Raw genomic sequence first — 13,921 nt, 5'->3', positions numbered from 1 at the left:
ACTCTTGCCTATGACGCAAGAAGTCGACGACCTGGACAGCCTCGTACGCAAACGCATCCGTGCTCTGCGGGTGGCGCAGGGCTTGTCCCTGGAGGACCTCGCCTCCCGCGCCCACCTCAGCCAGTCCTCGCTGAGCCGTATCGAGAACGGCGGGCGCCGCCTCGCACTGGATCAGCTGGTCACCCTCGCCCGCGCCCTGGACACCACGCTCGATCAGCTCGTGGAGACCGCCACCGAGGACGTCGTCACCAGCCCGACGATCGACAGCACCCACGGCCGCATGCGCTGGACCGTCAAGGCCGATCCCGGGATGAGCGTGGTCCGCCAGCGCATGACGGAACCGCCTCCCGACAACCCCGCGCGCATGCGCGCGCACCCGGGACGCGAATGGTTCGTCGTACTGTCCGGCCGGGCGGTGCTCATGCTCGGCCACCGCCGCTTCCGCCTGGAGGCCAACCAGGCCGCCGAGTTCCCGACGATGATGCCCCACGCGATCGGCGCCGACGGCGGACCCTGCGAGATCCTGGGCATCTTCGACCGCGACGCCCGCCGCGGCCACCAGAGCGATGGCGGCGACGACGCCCAGGCAGCTCCCTGAGGTTCGCGTGCGATCAGCCCCACCGGACGCCCAGACAAACAGAGGCGCACGCAGAGCGCCCTTCAGGGGCGCGAGGAACTGCGCGACCAGCCCCCACCGGACGCACAGACAGACAGGGGCGCCCGGAGGGCGCCTTTCAGGGGCGCGGGGAACTGCGCGACCAGCCACGACGACGCGGCAGACGAACGACGGCCCCACGGGCCACATGGCATGCCTCGCCTCACGCCGCCCGAACCGCCGGCGCGGGCAGCGGAGTGAGGGAGGCGTACTCCAGGGGGGCGGACGGGTCGACGGACACGTCGAGCGGGGCCGGCGCGGCGCCGGAGCGGACCAGGAGGTCACCGACCGCCGCGATCATGGCGCCGTTGTCGGTGCACAAGGTCATGGGCGGTACGCGCAGTTCGATCCCGGCCGCCGCACAGCGCTGTTCGGCCAGGGCCCGGACCCGGGAGTTCGCGGCCACTCCCCCGACGACGATCAGCGTGCGCACGTCGTGGTCACGGCAGGCACGCAGGGCCTTGCGGGTGAGGACGTCGGCGACGGCCTCCTGCAGAGCCGCGGCGCCGTCGGCGACCGACGGCTCCGCGCCGCGCAGCCGGTGCTGTTCCACCCAGCGCGCAGCCGCCGTCTTGAGCCCGGAGAAGGAGAACGCGTACGGGTCGTCGCCCGGTCTGGTCAGCGGACGGGGGAAGGCGACCGCGCGCGGGTCGCCTTCCCGCGCGGCGCGGTCGATGGCGGGCCCGCCGGGATAGGGCAGCCCCAGGATGCGGGCGACCTTGTCGAAGCACTCGCCGGCCGCGTCGTCCAGGGTGTCGCCCAGATGCAGGATCGGCTCGCGCACCAGATCGCGGACCAGGAGCAGCGAGGTGTGACCGCCGGAGACGACCAGGACGACGCACGGCTCCGGCAGCGGGCCGTGCTCCAGCGTGTCCGCGGCGACGTGCCCGGCCAGATGGTGCACGCCGTAGAGCGGCACGCCCGCCGCGTACGCGAGCGTCTTGGCTCCGGCCAGCCCGACCTGCAGGGCCCCCGACAGGCCGGGGCCCGTCGTGACGGCCACCGCGTCGAGCTGCCCGAGCCGCAGTCCGGCCTCGGCCAGCGCCTGCCGGACGACCGGCCGGAACGCCTGGAGGTGGGCGCGCGAGGCGATCTCGGGCACGACACCGCCGAACCGCGCGTGCTCGTCCATGCTCGACGCCACCACGTGGGCCAGCAGCCTTCCGTCCTGCACGATTCCCGCGCCGGTCTCGTCGCACGACGACTCGATTCCCAGCACCACCGGTCCGCTCACCACGGCCTCCTTCTGCACATACTCCGCAGTTGCAATATATGTGCAACAAGCGAGTGCGGCGGACCGCCCCCGGAGGCGGCCCGGCTTCGGCCAGGCGCGGGCGGAGTCGCGTCGCGTACGGCGCGGCCCGGGGACCCGCTCAGCCGGCGGCCTCCCCGCCTCGTAAGGCCGCGGCGTACGCGTCGAGTTCCGCCGCCGTGCGTGGCCCCCGCGCGTCGTCCTCGATCAGCCGCTGTGCGCGCAGGAGCCGCCCGGCGGCGATCCCCCAGGCGGGCCGGAGTCCCGCCTGCGCGAGGAGGTCCGCGCGGGCGAGCGTGGCGGCGGCCGGGCCCAGGTGCGGGCCGGACGGGGTGAGCAGGGCGACGTCGTCGGCCCAGCGCAGCGCCAGGTCCACGTCGTGGGTGGCCATCACGACGGTGGTGCCGTCCGCGCGGAGCCCGGCGAGGGTGTCCAGCAGACGCTCCTGCCCTTCGGGGTCGAGGCCGGCCGTGGGCTCGTCGAGGATCAGGACACGGGGGCGCAGGGCGACGGCTCCCGCGATGGCGGCCCGCTTGCGCTGGCCGAAGGAGAGCAGGTGGGTGGGCCGGTCCGCGAGGTCGCTGATGGCGAGCGCGGCCAGCGCCCACGCGACGCGCCCGGCGACCTCGTCGCGGGGCAGCCCCAGGTTGACCGGCCCGAAGGAGACGTCCTCCGCGACCGAGGCCGCGAAGAGCTGATCGTCCGGGTCCTGCAACACCAGCTGCACCGTGGTCCGCAGGCGGGTCAGGCCGGCCCGGTCGTAGGTCACCGGCACTCCGTCGAGAGCGAGGTGCCCGGTCCGGGGACGCAGCCCTCCGCTCAGCAGCCGCATCAGGGTGGTCTTGCCGCTGCCGTTCCTGCCGAGGAGGGCCAGGGCGCGTCCGGGACGGATCGCGAAGTCGAGGTCGCTGAGCACGAGGGGACCGTCCTCGTAGGCGTACGACGCCCCGCGCAAGGCCACCAGGGCGTCATCGTTCATCGGAGCAGCCTTTCGAGTACGTACGTGAGGACCGCCAGCGCGGTGAGCAGTCCCAGCGCCCCGGCCACGAAGCGGGGGGAGACAGGGGTGTCGGCGGTCAGCACGCGCAGGGTGCCGTCGTAGCCGCGGCCCGCAAGGCCCTGCTGCATGCGTCCCGCACGGTCGAACGCCTTGACGAAGGCGACGCCGCCCAGCCCCGCCAGGGAGCGGAAGGCGGCCGCGCGGGTGGCGTGGCCGAGCCGCGCGGCCTGGGCCTCGCGGATGCTGCGGACCGACGCGAGCAGCAGGAAGATCATCCGGTACATCACCAGCGCCACGTCCACGACCGGCGCGGGCACGCCCAGCCGCGACAGCCAGGTCAGGACGTCGGTCACGGGGGTGGTGAAGGCGAACAACAGCACCCCCAGCGAGGCGGCGCAGGAACGCAGCAGGACGTCCGCCGCGCGCTCCCACCCGTGCGGGGCGAGCGCGACGAACGCCCCCGGGCCGCCGATCCGCACGGTCAGGGTGGCGGCGCCGGTGAGGCAGAAACCCAGCGGGACGCGCCAGGCCCGCCACACCTTGCGGGCGGCCACGCCGGCCGGGCCCAGCAGCAGCGCGAGGGCCGCGACGAGGACGAGGACGGCCCCCGGCCACGGTGGCAGGGTGACGGCGAGCGCGGTGAGTCCGAGGCCGAGGACGGCTTTTTCCAGGGGGTGGCGGCGGCGCCAGCGACTGCTGTGCGCCGCCACGTCGATCGGCAGCACGAGAGGTTCAGTTCCGGTCCCCGGCCGCGGTGGCGGCCGCTGTCCCCTCGGCCGGGTCACCGTTCGCGGTGCCCGCCGTGACGCCTTCCGTCGCGCGCCGCTCGCCCTGCCTGCGTCCGCGGCGCAGCCCGAAGTAGTACGCGAGCACGCCTGCCCCCAGGGCCGCCTGGAGGGCGAAGAGGGCGGACTCGATCTCCCCCGACGGGGGCTCGTAGAGCGGGGAGAACCACGGCTCGTAGTCCGGCTCGATCTCGGTGATGGCCGTCTCCGCCTCGGCGTCGGCCCCGGCGAAGGGCTCCTTCTTGTGGTCGCCGAGACCCAGTGCGAGCGGCAGGACGGCGAGCGCGGCCACCACGATCAGGAGCAGGAGGTTGATCTTCGTGTTCCGCTTCACCGGGCCACCGCCTCGGGAGCGGTGGCCGGGCGGGCGCCGGTGACGAGGACGCCGAGGCGGGTCAGTTCGCCCTTGCTGGACTGGACGAGCAGCCGCATCACGAGCACGGTGAGCAGCCCCTCGCTGACGGCCAGCGGGATCTGCGTGACCGCGAAGATCGACCCGAACTTGCCGAGCGCGCCCAGGAATCCGCTGCTCGGGTCGGGGAAGGCCAGGGCGAGTTGCACGCTCGTGACGCAGTAGGTCGACAGGTCCGCGACGAACGCCCCGAAGAAGACGGTGACCATCAGCGGCACGCCGTAGCGGCGCAACAGCCGGTAGCTGCCGTAGCCGGCCCACGGCCCGACGATCGCCATGGAGAACGCGTTGGCGCCCAGGGTGGTGAGTCCGCCATGGGCCAGCAGGAGCGCCTGGAACAGCAGGGTGATCGTCCCGAGGACCGTCATGATCGGCGGCCGGAACAGGATGGCCCCGAGTCCGGTGCCGGTGGGGTGCGAGCAACTCCCGGTGACGGAGGGCAGCTTGAGTGCGGACAGGACGAAGGTGAAGGCGCCGGACGCGCCGAGCAGCAGCGTGCTCTCCGGGTTCTGCCTCACCTCCCGGGTCAGTGAGCGGACCCCGTGGACGACGAACGGCGCGGCCGCGACGCCCCAGGCGACCGCGTGCGCAGGGGGCAGGAAACCCTCGGCTATGTGCATGGCTGAACGGACCTTTCCAGCACCTCGTGGATGGTTGAAACGCCCTGGCCGGTCTCCTGGCTGACGGGTGACACTGCCCGGATCTCCGCCTTCCCAGGTCCGAGGACCCAGTGGCCGCCCACTGAAGGGCTGGAGCCGGACTTCCCGATCACAGTGGCGAGGGCCGCACCGGTTCCACACCGGATTTCCCGTACACCAAGGCAAGGGGACAGTAATGCCCAGGTATCGCGCATGACAACAGCGACCCCGCGCGGGGACCTGCGCCCCGCACGTTCTGAAGGCCGGTCAGGGGGCCGTCCCGGTCCTACGGCGCCAGCGTGCGCAGGACGTCGAACTCGTTGCCCTCCGGGTCGGCCATGACCACCCAGTTCCGGGCCGAGCCCTGACCCACGTCCGTCCGGGTCGCGCCGAGGCCGAGCAGCCTGGTCACCTCGTCCTGCGTACTGCCGTCGATCGGGCTGACATCGAGGTGCAGCCGGTTCTTGGCGGTCTTGCCCTCGGGCACGCGGATGAAGACGAGGGTGGGCGGCATCTGGCGGGCCCGCACGTCCTCGACGGTCGGGACCCAGGAGCCGATCTCGACCTTGCCCTCACCCCGGTCGATCACCGTGAAGTCCAGGACCTCGCACCAGAACGCCGCGAGGCGCTCCGGGTCATGGCAGTCAACGGTCAGCTCGGTGAACCTACTTGTCATGCTTCCCCCCGCTCGTACGGACGGAGTTCAGCGTAGGCCGCCCGCCGGAGGCATCAGCCCGCACAGCCCTGTCGTCCGCGTACGCGGTTCTCGATACGCGGACGATATGTGCCCACTCGTACCATCGAGACCATGCGTGTGCTGATCGTCGAGGACGAGCCCTATATGGCGGAAGCCATCCGCGACGGTCTGCGGCTGGAGGCGATCGCGGCCGATCTCGCGGGGGACGGTGACACGGCGCTGGAGATGCTGGGCGTCAACAGGTACGACATCGCCGTCCTCGACCGCGACATCCCCGGCCCGTCCGGTGACGAGGTCGCCCGTCGCATCGTCGCCTCCGGCAGCGGCATGCCGATCCTCATGCTGACCGCGGCCGACCGGCTCGACGACAAGGCGTCCGGTTTCCATCTCGGGGCCGACGACTACCTCACGAAACCGTTCGAACTGCGGGAACTCGTCCTGAGGCTCCGCGCGCTCGACCGCAGGCGTGCCTACAGCCGGCCCCCGGTCCGGGAGATCGCCGGGCTGCGGCTGGACCCGTTCCGGCGCGAGGTCCACCGGGACGGCCGGTACGTCGCGCTGACGCGCAAGCAGTTCGCCGTGCTCGAGGTCCTCATCGCCGCCGAGGGCGGCGTCGTCAGCGCCGAGGAGCTGCTGGAGCGCGCGTGGGACGAGAACGCGGACCCCTTCACCAATGCCGTCCGGATCACTGTCTCCGCGCTGCGCAAGCGCCTCGGTGCGCCGTGGATCATCGCCACGGTCCCCGGTGTCGGCTATCGCATCGACGCGCAGCCGCAAGCCCCAGACGGGGACGAGGTAGCCGATCGTGGATAGGCCGCCTGGGCCGAGCGTCCGCCTCAAGCTCACCCTCAGCTACGCCGGGTTCCTCATGCTGGCCGGCGCCTTGGCGCTCGCCGCCGTAGGGATGTTCCTGCTGCGACAGGGGTGGCTGCAGACCAATGAAGAGGGGGCGTGGCGCAGCAACCCCGTCATCGAGTTCGTGCGGGCGTTCGCGCCGACGGCGGCCGCGGTGATGGTGTTCCTCCTCGTCTTCGGTCTCCTGGGCGGATGGGTCCTCGCCGGCCGGATGCTCGCTCCGCTGGCCCGCATCACCCACGCCACCCGCACGGCCGCCACGGGATCGCTCTCGCACCGCATTCGGATGCCGGGCCGCCAGGACGAGTTCCACGAACTGGCCGACGCCTTCGACGCGATGCTCGCCCGGCTGGAAGCGCACGTCGCCGAGCAGCGGAGGTTCGCGGCCAACGCCTCGCACGAACTACGCACCCCGCTGGCCGTCTCGAAGTCGCTCCTCGACGTGGCCCGCAGCGATCCGGCTCAGGACACCGGCGAGATCCTCGACCGCCTCCGCGCCGTCAACACCCGGGCGATCGACCTCACGGAGGCGTTGCTCCTGCTCAGCCGGGCCGACCAGCGTTCCTTCACCCGCGAACAGGTCGACCTGTCCCTCCTGGCGGAAGAAGCCACGGAGACGCTGCTGCCCCTCGCGGAGAAGAACGGCGTCACCGTCGAGACCCGCGGCGACGTCACCCCCGCGAGCGGATCGCCGGCGCTGCTGCTGCAACTGACCATGAACCTCGTCCACAACGCGATCGTCCACAATCTGCCCGCTGAGGGCCGGGTCCGGGTCACGAACGGCGTGCACGCGGGCCGCGCGACGCTCACGGTCGAGAACACCGGTGAGGTACTCCCCGCCCACCTGGTCTCGACGCTCACCGAGCCGTTCCGGCGGGGCACCGAGCGCATCCACGCCCACCAGACGGGCGTCGGCCTCGGCCTTGCCATCGTCGCCACCATCACCCGCGCACACGACGGCACCCTCACCCTGACCCCGCGCGACACCGGCGGCCTGTACATCACGGTGGAACTCCCCGCAGGTACGCCCCCGCTCCCGTGAGGTACGGCCGGCCGGGCGGGCCGGAGCCGACGTGCCCCCGCCCTCCTCGTCGGGCGGGGGCACACAGCACGGCGGGGCACTGGCCCGGGGGTCAACGCTTGCGCGCGACACCGCAATACGCGACCTCTACGGTCTCCTCCACCGGCTGCATGTCGTCCGGGCGCCAGACCGACGTGGCGACGACGCCTGGCTCCACGACGTCGAGTCCCGTGAAGTAGGCGGCTATCTCCTCCGGCGAGCGCAGGTGGTAGGTGTTGGCCGACTGCGCGTTGTACGCGGTCACCGCGGCGTTCAGCGCGTCGTTGGTGTCGATCCCGTCGCTCAGGGCCACGTAGCTTCCGGCGGGCAGCGCCGCCAGGTATGTGGCGACCAGTTCCCCGGGCCGGTCGGCGTCCGACAGCTGGCCCATGATGCCCAACAGCGTCAGGGCGACCGGCCGGCTGAAGTCCAGGGTCTTCGCCGCCTCGGCCAGGATGCGTTCCGGGTTGCGCACGTCCTCCGATATGTACGCGCACGCCCCCTCCGGGCTGCTCGTCAGCAGGGCGCGGGCGTGGGCGAGGACGAGCGGGTCGTTGTCGACGTAGACGATCCTGCTCTCCGGCGCGCTGCGCTGCGCCACCTCGTGCGTGTTGTCCGCGGTCGGCAGGCCGGTGCCGATGTCGAGGAACTGCCGGATGCCGGCCTCGGCCGCGAGGAAGCGCACGGCACGCGTGAGGAAGGCGCGCTGCAGCCGGGCCACGGCCGCGAATTCCGGGAAGGTCGACAGGATGGCATCCCCGACCTCGCTGTCCACGGGGTAGTTGTCCTTGCCGCCCAGCAGATAGTTCCAGACGCGCGCCGAGTGCGGCCGGTCCGTCTGCATCCTGCTCTTCACGTCAGCATTCACATCATCCATGGGCACAGCTTCACATGGAGCAGGGGACGACATCGTCAACTCGGTGTCAGCAACGCTCATTTCACCGCCCGCCGCTCACGTCTGCGCCCCGGGGCGGTCGTTGTCAGTGCCGGTTGGTACAAAGTCAGTCCAGCGAGGATCGCGAACGGATCGGGAACGGGGCGGACATGACCATCGGAAACCACTTGCAGGAGCTTTACGGCCTGCCCGCTTTCGACTTTCCGGCGGCGGACGCGGAGCGGGCGGGGCTGCCGGCCGCCGACGCCGTCGCGTGGCGGATCTCCGTGGAGTCCTACGACAGCGAGGAGACGTGGCCGGAGGCGTTCGCCCGGTTCGCCGCGGCCGTGGACCTCACGCGCGTCAAGGCGCTCGTGGTCGGCTCGTGGAGCGACCCGTACGAGAACGGTCCTGAGCCGGTCATCGCGGCGCTCCTCGCGGCGCGGGACCGGCTGACGCGGCTGCGCGCGCTGTTCCTCGGCGACATCGTCTTCGAGGAGTGCGAGATCAGCTGGATCACGCAGGGCGACGTGACCCCGCTGCTGGCCGGTTTCCCGGAGTTGACGGAGTTCGCCGTGCGCGGCGGCACCAGTCTGGCGTTCCCGGCGGTCCGCCACGAGCGGCTGCGCTCCCTCACCGTGGAGACCGGTGGGCTGCCCGCCGAGGCGGTGCGCGGTATCGCGGCGAGCGACCTGCCCGCCCTGACCCGCCTCGTCCTGTGGCTGGGCACCTCGGACTACGGCGGCGACTCCACCGTCGCCGACCTGGAGCCCCTGCTGACGGGCGCCCGGCTGCCCGCCCTCAAGCATCTGGCGCTGTGCAACAGCGAGATCCAGGACGACGTCGCGGCGGCCGTGGCGGCGGCCCCGGTGGTGGCCCGGCTCGACACGCTCGACCTGTCGATGGGCGTGCTCACCGACGACGGTGCCACCGCGCTCCTCGCGGGCCGGCCGCTCACGCACCTGAGCAGGCTCGACCTGCGTCACAACTACCTGAGCGACGGGCTGCGTGAGCGCTTCCTGGACTCCCTCGTCCCCGCGGGCGTCGAGCTCGACCTCGGCGCCGACGACGCGGACGAGGACCAGGACGGCGACACCGTGTGGCGGTACGTCGCGGTCGGCGAATGACCGGGCGGACCGTACCCGCGGGGCCGCGTCTCGCCGTCGTCGGCAATCCTGGCAACCGCCGGGTGGACCTGTTCACGGCCGCCGTACGGGACGCCGGGCTGCCGGCGCCGCGGATGGTGGCGTGGCGGGACGTCCTGCGCGACGGCGGGGCCTCTTTCGACGACGACGAGATCGTGCGGATCGACTCGGCGGGCGAGGACGCGGAGGTCGAGCGCGCCCTGCGGGACGTGTCGGATCCGACGCGCGTCGAGGGCGGCGCCCGCTGGTACCGGCGGTTCCTGGCAGCCGTCCGGTCCCTCGACGGCGGGGTGCGGCTCGACGATCCCGATGACGTCGCGGTGCTCTTCGACAAGCGCCGCTGCCATCGCGTCCTCGCCGACGCGGGGGTCGCCGTCCCGGCCTCCCCCACCTCCGGCGGCGGTGCCGGGGTGCGCGGCTGGGACGACGTACGGGCGCTGATGGCGGAGCACCGGATGCCCCGGGTCTTCGTCAAGCCGGCCCACGGCTCGTCGGCCTCCGGCGTACTGGCCCTGGAGACGGCCGGACCCGGCCGGATCCGCGCGACCACGTCCGTCGAGCGGGCGGACGGCGCGCTGCACAACTCCCTGCGCGTGCGGCGCTACACGCGCGAGAGCGACATCGCGGCGATCGTGGACGCGCTGGCCCCGGACGGTCTGCACATCGAACGCTGGCTGCCGAAGGCGTCGCTGCACGGACGCGCCGCGGACCTGCGCGTCGTCGTGATCGCCGGGCGCGCGACGCATGCCGTCGTGCGCACCAGCCGGACCCCGCTGACCAATCTGCACCTCGGCGGTCTGCGCGGTGAGTGGGCCGCCGCCCGGCACGCGGCGGGCGGGTCCTGGGCGCACGCCCTCGACCTGTGCGAGCGCGCCGCGGCCTGCTTCCCCCGCACCCTGTGCGTCGGCGTCGACCTGCTGCCGTCCGTGGGGTGGCGGCGCTTCACCGTCGGCGAGGTCAATGCCTTCGGCGATCTGCTGCCGCGCCTGACCGGGCTGCCCGGCAGCGGCGCCGAGGGACAGGACACCTATGCGGCCCAGGTCGCCGCCGTGCTCCGCCACTTCACCGGCCCCGGGCACCCCGCGCGGGCCCCGGCCGCGTTCGCCGCTCCGCCCCGGCCGGCTGCCGCCGCCGCACACCCGCTCGCAAGGACCTTCGATGCCCGCACCTGACACCACCACAGCGCCACCGCCCGGCCTGCCCGCCCCGAGTACCGGTCGGATCGATGACACTCAAAACACTCGGTCCACTGGGACCACTGGGACCACTCGAAACACCCCGAACGCCGCGAACACCGCGCACACCGCGCACACCCCGACGGCCGACCCCGACATGAACGACGTGGTGGGCCGCGACGACCTCCTGCTGCTCACTCTCGACACGTTGCGCTACGACGTCGCCGTAGAGCTGGCCAAGGCAGGCCGCATCCCGAATCTGGCGCGTCATCTGCCGGGCGGCGCCTGGGAGAAGCGACACGCGCCCGGCAGCTTCACGTACGCCTCCCACCAGGCGATGTTCGCCGGTTTCCTGCCGACCCCCGCGACGCCGGGACCGCATCCACGGCTGTTCGCGGCGCGGTTCGCCGGTAGCGAGACCACCGCGGGCCGCACCTACGTCTTCGACACCCCGGACCTGGTGACGGGCCTGGCCGCGGCCGGGTACCGGACCGTCTGCGTCGGCGGCGTCGGCTTCTTCAACCGGCAAGGCGCCCTGGGGAACGTGCTGCCCGGGCTGTTCCAGGAGAGTCACTGGGAGCCGGAGTTCGGGGTCGCCTCACCCACGTCGTTCGAGACGCAGGTGGCGTGCGCGGAACAGGTCGTCGCCGCGCTCCCGCACGAGCAGCGGCTGTTCCTGTTCGTGAACGCGGCGGCGCTGCACCAGCCCAACTGGTTCCATCTCCCGGGCGCCACCCGCGCGTCGGGCGACACCCGCCGGTCCCATGCCGCCGCGCTGGAGTACATCGACCGGCATGTGGGGCGGCTGTTCGCGGCGATGCGCGCGCGCCGCCGCTGCTTCGCCATCGTCTGCTCCGACCACGGCACGGCCTACGGGGACGACGGCTTCACCGGCCACCGCCTCGGCCACGAAGCGGTCTGGACCGTGCCCTACGCCCACTTCTTCCTGGAGCCGACCGCATGACCGCCACCGCCGAAGCGTCCGAAGCGACCGGACACGCCGAGAGGCCCGGACGTGTCGAAACGGATGGAGACATCGACACGGCCAGAGGTGTCGAAGCGGCCGGACACACCCGGCCCGCCTCCGGCAACCTCCCGCGCCCGTACCAGAGTTACGTCTACGCGTACCCGCACAAGACCGCCTACCGGCCGCTGCCCGAGCGTCCCGCGCTGCGCGACCTGTGGCGCGCCGAGCCCAAGGGCGCTCTCTCCCTCTACCTGCACATACCGTTCTGCGAGGTCCGCTGCGGCTTCTGCAACCTGTTCACGCGGATCGGCGCCCCGGACGAGCTGACCAGCCGCTATCTGGACGCTCTGGAGCGGCAGGCCGTGGCGGTGCGCGAGGCGCTCGGCGACGGCCCGGACGTGCGGTTCGCCAACGCGGCGTTCGGCGGTGGCACCCCGACCTTCCTCGACGCCGACGAGCTGGCCCGGCTGTGCGACATCGCGGAGCTGCGGACGGGCGCGGACCTGAGGGCGGTGCCGCTGTCCGTGGAGACCTCCCCCGCGACGGCGACGGCGGACCGGCTCGCGGTCCTCGCCGAGCGCGGCACGACCCGGCTCAGCATCGGCGTGCAGAGTTTCGTCGACGCGGAGGCCCGCGCCGCGGTCCGGCCGCAGCGCCGCGCGGACGTCGAGGCCGCCCTCACCCGCATCCGGGACACGGACATCCCGGTGCTGAACATCGACCTGATCTACGGCATCGGCGGCCAGACCCCGGCGAGCTGGCGCGTCTCCCTCGACGCGGCGCTCGCCTGGCGCCCCGAGGAGCTGTACCTCTACCCGCTCTACGTCCGGCCCCTGACCGGCCTGGGCCGCGGCGCCGCCCCGCTCACCGACGGGGCCTGGGACCAGCAGCGGCTGCGCCTGTACCGCCAGGGCCGCGATCACCTCCTGGAGCACGGCTACGAGCAGGTGTCGATGCGCATGTTCCGGCGCGCGGACGCGCCCGCGCAGGGCCCGGACGACCACGCCTGCCAGACCGACGGCATGATCGGCCTGGGCTGCGGTGCCCGTTCGTACACCTCCTCGCTGCACTACTCGTTCGAGTACGCCGTCGACATGCGGGAGATCCGCGCGATCATCGACGGCTACACGGCCACCACGTCCGAGGAGTTCGCGCGGGCGCGGCACGGCCGCCGCGTCGACGGGCGGGAGGCGCGCCGCCGTCATCTGCTGCAATCCCTGTTGCAGGCCGGGGGCATGGCCGTGGCCGACTACCGGGTGCGGTTCGGCGCGGACCCGTTCGCCGACTTCCCGGCCGAGCTGGGCCTGTTCGCCGCGCGGGGCTGGCTGGAGCCGTACGCGTACGGCCCCGGGGCGCGGCTGCGGCTGACGGCCGAGGGGCTCGCGCACTCGGACGCGCTCGGTCCCGAGCTGTTCTCCCCCGAGGTGCGCGCCGCGATGGCCGCGTACGAGCCGAGGTGACCGACGCAGATGGGCGAGCGATGGATCTGACGCTGCTGTACCGGGGGCCGCTGGCGTCGTGCGACTACGACTGTCCGTACTGCCCGTTCGCCAAGCGGCGTGACTCCACCGGGCAGTTGCGGGCGGACCGCGCGGCGCTGGAGAGGTTCACCGGCTGGGTAGCGGGACAGCGGGAGGACCGGCTGTCCGTGCTGTTCACGCCGTGGGGCGAGGGCCTGGTCCGTTCCTGGTACCGCCGGGCGATGGTCGAGCTCTCGCACCACGAGCACGTCGCGCGCGTCGCGATCCAGACCAATCTGAGCTGCCGCACCGAGTGGCTGGCCGAAGCCGATCCGCGGACGCTGGCCCTGTGGTGCACGTTCCACCCGGGGCAGACGCCCTATGAGCGGTTCCTCGGCAAGACGCGGGAGCTGACGCGGCAGGGGGTGCGGTTCAGCGTCGGCGTGGTCGGCTTCCCCGAACATCTGGCGCAGGCCCGCGCCCTGCGCCGGGCTCTGCCGTCCGAGGTGTACCTGTGGGTGAACGCGGCGGAGGGCCGCACGTACACGGACGAGGAGGCCGCGGCCTGGACGGCCGTCGACCCCCTCTTCCCGTACAGCAGGCACCCGCACCGCTCCGCAGGGCTGCCCTGCCGGACCGGTTCCTCGGTCGTCTCCGTGGACGGTGCGGGCACGGTGCGCCGCTGCCACTTCGTCCCGGCCGAGCTGGGCAACCTGTACGACGGTTCCTGGCGGGCGGCGCTCGCGCCCCGGGCGTGCCCGCTGGCGGTCTGCGACTGCCACATCGGCTACGTCCACCTGGAGACGCTGCCGCTGTACGACGTCTTCGCGGGCGGGGTCCTGGAGCGGATACCGGCGGCGCCGGTGGGGCGGAGCGTGTAGACGCTCCTGGACCCCGTCGCGAGCGACCGTACGGACTCCCCCGCGGCCGGGACCGTTCCGGCCGT

At 72.8% G+C, this 13,921-nt stretch carries 15 protein-coding genes and 1 riboswitch; of the genes, 8 read left to right on the top strand and 7 right to left on the bottom strand.

Annotation, left to right across the window (positions count from 1 at the left end):
* The first annotated feature begins 10 nt into the window (after positions 1-10).
* Entirely contained in the window at positions 11-598 is a 588-nt protein-coding gene (locus tag ACIBW6_RS03540; protein WP_399056108.1) for a helix-turn-helix domain-containing protein, read from the top strand.
* Between the two features lie 220 nt (positions 599-818).
* Here the strand turns inward: ACIBW6_RS03540 and tsaD are convergent, their stop codons facing one another.
* The 6 genes from tsaD to ACIBW6_RS03510 form a co-directional block, all read right to left on the bottom strand.
* Positions 819-1,877, bottom strand: a complete 1,059-nt coding sequence (tsaD, locus tag ACIBW6_RS03535; RefSeq protein WP_399056420.1) for a tRNA (adenosine(37)-N6)-threonylcarbamoyltransferase complex transferase subunit TsaD — start codon at positions 1,875-1,877, stop codon at positions 819-821.
* 151 nt (positions 1,878-2,028) lie between these two features.
* Positions 2,029-2,886 carry an energy-coupling factor ABC transporter ATP-binding protein gene (locus tag ACIBW6_RS03530; protein ID WP_399056106.1) on the bottom strand — a complete coding sequence of 286 codons (858 nt, stop codon included), beginning with the start codon at positions 2,884-2,886 and terminating at the stop codon, positions 2,029-2,031.
* Entirely contained in the window at positions 2,883-3,632 is a 750-nt protein-coding gene (cbiQ, locus tag ACIBW6_RS03525; protein WP_399056104.1) for a cobalt ECF transporter T component CbiQ, read from the bottom strand. The genes ACIBW6_RS03530 and cbiQ overlap by 4 nt, the downstream gene beginning before the upstream one ends.
* A gap of 7 nt (positions 3,633-3,639) precedes the next feature.
* The gene (locus tag ACIBW6_RS03520; protein WP_399056102.1) at positions 3,640-4,026 is read right to left on the bottom strand and encodes an energy-coupling factor ABC transporter substrate-binding protein; all 387 of its coding nucleotides are present in this window, start codon (positions 4,024-4,026) and stop codon (positions 3,640-3,642) included.
* The gene (locus tag ACIBW6_RS03515) at positions 4,023-4,724 is read right to left on the bottom strand and encodes an energy-coupling factor ABC transporter permease (RefSeq protein WP_399056100.1); all 702 of its coding nucleotides are present in this window, start codon (positions 4,722-4,724) and stop codon (positions 4,023-4,025) included. Before ACIBW6_RS03515 ends, ACIBW6_RS03520 begins: the two co-directional genes overlap by 4 nt.
* Before the next feature lie 28 nt (positions 4,725-4,752).
* A riboswitch (cobalamin riboswitch) is annotated at positions 4,753-4,939 on the bottom strand.
* An 89-nt stretch (positions 4,940-5,028) separates the two neighbouring features.
* Complete coding sequence (locus ACIBW6_RS03510; RefSeq protein WP_399056098.1) at positions 5,029-5,418, bottom strand: VOC family protein; 390 nt, start codon at positions 5,416-5,418, stop codon at positions 5,029-5,031.
* A 132-nt stretch (positions 5,419-5,550) separates the two neighbouring features.
* On the opposite strand from ACIBW6_RS03510, the gene ACIBW6_RS03505 reads away from it, so the two are divergent.
* Positions 5,551-6,252 carry a response regulator transcription factor gene (locus ACIBW6_RS03505; RefSeq protein WP_399056096.1) on the top strand — a complete coding sequence of 234 codons (702 nt, stop codon included), beginning with the start codon at positions 5,551-5,553 and terminating at the stop codon, positions 6,250-6,252.
* The gene (locus tag ACIBW6_RS03500) at positions 6,245-7,336 is read left to right on the top strand and encodes a sensor histidine kinase (protein ID WP_399056094.1); all 1,092 of its coding nucleotides are present in this window, start codon (positions 6,245-6,247) and stop codon (positions 7,334-7,336) included. Before ACIBW6_RS03505 ends, ACIBW6_RS03500 begins: the two co-directional genes overlap by 8 nt.
* A 91-nt stretch (positions 7,337-7,427) precedes the next feature.
* On the opposite strand, the gene ACIBW6_RS03495 is transcribed toward ACIBW6_RS03500, so the two are convergent.
* Entirely contained in the window at positions 7,428-8,231 is an 804-nt protein-coding gene (locus ACIBW6_RS03495) for an SAM-dependent methyltransferase (RefSeq protein ID WP_399056092.1), read from the bottom strand.
* 167 nt (positions 8,232-8,398) lie between these two features.
* Here ACIBW6_RS03495 and ACIBW6_RS03490 point away from each other — a divergent pair, with 167 nt between their 5' ends.
* The 5 genes from ACIBW6_RS03490 (at position 8,399) to ACIBW6_RS03470 (ending at position 13,856) form a co-directional block, all read left to right on the top strand.
* The gene (locus ACIBW6_RS03490) at positions 8,399-9,355 is read left to right on the top strand and encodes an STM4015 family protein (protein ID WP_399056090.1); all 957 of its coding nucleotides are present in this window, start codon (positions 8,399-8,401) and stop codon (positions 9,353-9,355) included.
* Positions 9,352-10,545, top strand: a complete 1,194-nt coding sequence (locus tag ACIBW6_RS03485) for an STM4014 family protein (protein WP_399056088.1) — start codon at positions 9,352-9,354, stop codon at positions 10,543-10,545. The genes ACIBW6_RS03490 and ACIBW6_RS03485 overlap by 4 nt, the downstream gene beginning before the upstream one ends.
* 160 nt (positions 10,546-10,705) lie before the next feature.
* Entirely contained in the window at positions 10,706-11,512 is an 807-nt protein-coding gene (locus ACIBW6_RS03480; RefSeq protein WP_399056086.1) for an STM4013/SEN3800 family hydrolase, read from the top strand.
* Entirely contained in the window at positions 11,509-12,975 is a 1,467-nt protein-coding gene (locus ACIBW6_RS03475; protein ID WP_399056084.1) for an STM4012 family radical SAM protein, read from the top strand. Before ACIBW6_RS03480 ends, ACIBW6_RS03475 begins: the two co-directional genes overlap by 4 nt.
* A 20-nt stretch (positions 12,976-12,995) precedes the next feature.
* Positions 12,996-13,856 (top strand): STM4011 family radical SAM protein, encoded by an 861-nt coding sequence (locus tag ACIBW6_RS03470; protein WP_399056081.1) that lies wholly within the window; start codon positions 12,996-12,998, stop codon positions 13,854-13,856.
* Positions 13,857-13,921: the final 65 nt, after the last annotated feature.

It is taken from the genome of Streptomyces sp. NPDC049813, assembly GCF_044465085.1.
Taxonomy (GTDB): Bacteria; Actinomycetota; Actinomycetes; order Streptomycetales; family Streptomycetaceae; genus Streptomyces.
The sequence above is the reverse complement of the archived record's forward strand: the minus strand, read 5'-3'. Positions and strand labels throughout refer to the sequence as shown.

Excerpts from the sequence above, each read along its gene's own strand:
- ACIBW6_RS03540 (WP_399056108.1), top strand. The coding sequence starts at position 11 with ATGACGCAAGAAGTCGACGACCTGGACAGCCTCGTACGCAAACGCATC.
- ACIBW6_RS03530 (WP_399056106.1), bottom strand. The coding sequence starts at position 2,886 with ATGAACGATGACGCCCTGGTGGCCTTGCGCGGGGCGTCGTACGCCTAC.
- ACIBW6_RS03515 (WP_399056100.1), bottom strand. The coding sequence starts at position 4,724 with ATGCACATAGCCGAGGGTTTCCTGCCCCCTGCGCACGCGGTCGCCTGG.
- ACIBW6_RS03510 (WP_399056098.1), bottom strand. The coding sequence starts at position 5,418 with ATGACAAGTAGGTTCACCGAGCTGACCGTTGACTGCCATGACCCGGAG.
- ACIBW6_RS03505 (WP_399056096.1), top strand. The coding sequence starts at position 5,551 with ATGCGTGTGCTGATCGTCGAGGACGAGCCCTATATGGCGGAAGCCATC.
- ACIBW6_RS03495 (WP_399056092.1), bottom strand. The coding sequence starts at position 8,231 with ATGGATGATGTGAATGCTGACGTGAAGAGCAGGATGCAGACGGACCGG.
- ACIBW6_RS03490 (WP_399056090.1), top strand. The coding sequence starts at position 8,399 with ATGACCATCGGAAACCACTTGCAGGAGCTTTACGGCCTGCCCGCTTTC.
- ACIBW6_RS03485 (WP_399056088.1), top strand. The coding sequence starts at position 9,352 with ATGACCGGGCGGACCGTACCCGCGGGGCCGCGTCTCGCCGTCGTCGGC.
- ACIBW6_RS03480 (WP_399056086.1), top strand. The coding sequence starts at position 10,706 with ATGAACGACGTGGTGGGCCGCGACGACCTCCTGCTGCTCACTCTCGAC.
- ACIBW6_RS03475 (WP_399056084.1), top strand. The coding sequence starts at position 11,509 with ATGACCGCCACCGCCGAAGCGTCCGAAGCGACCGGACACGCCGAGAGG.
- ACIBW6_RS03470 (WP_399056081.1), top strand. The coding sequence starts at position 12,996 with ATGGATCTGACGCTGCTGTACCGGGGGCCGCTGGCGTCGTGCGACTAC.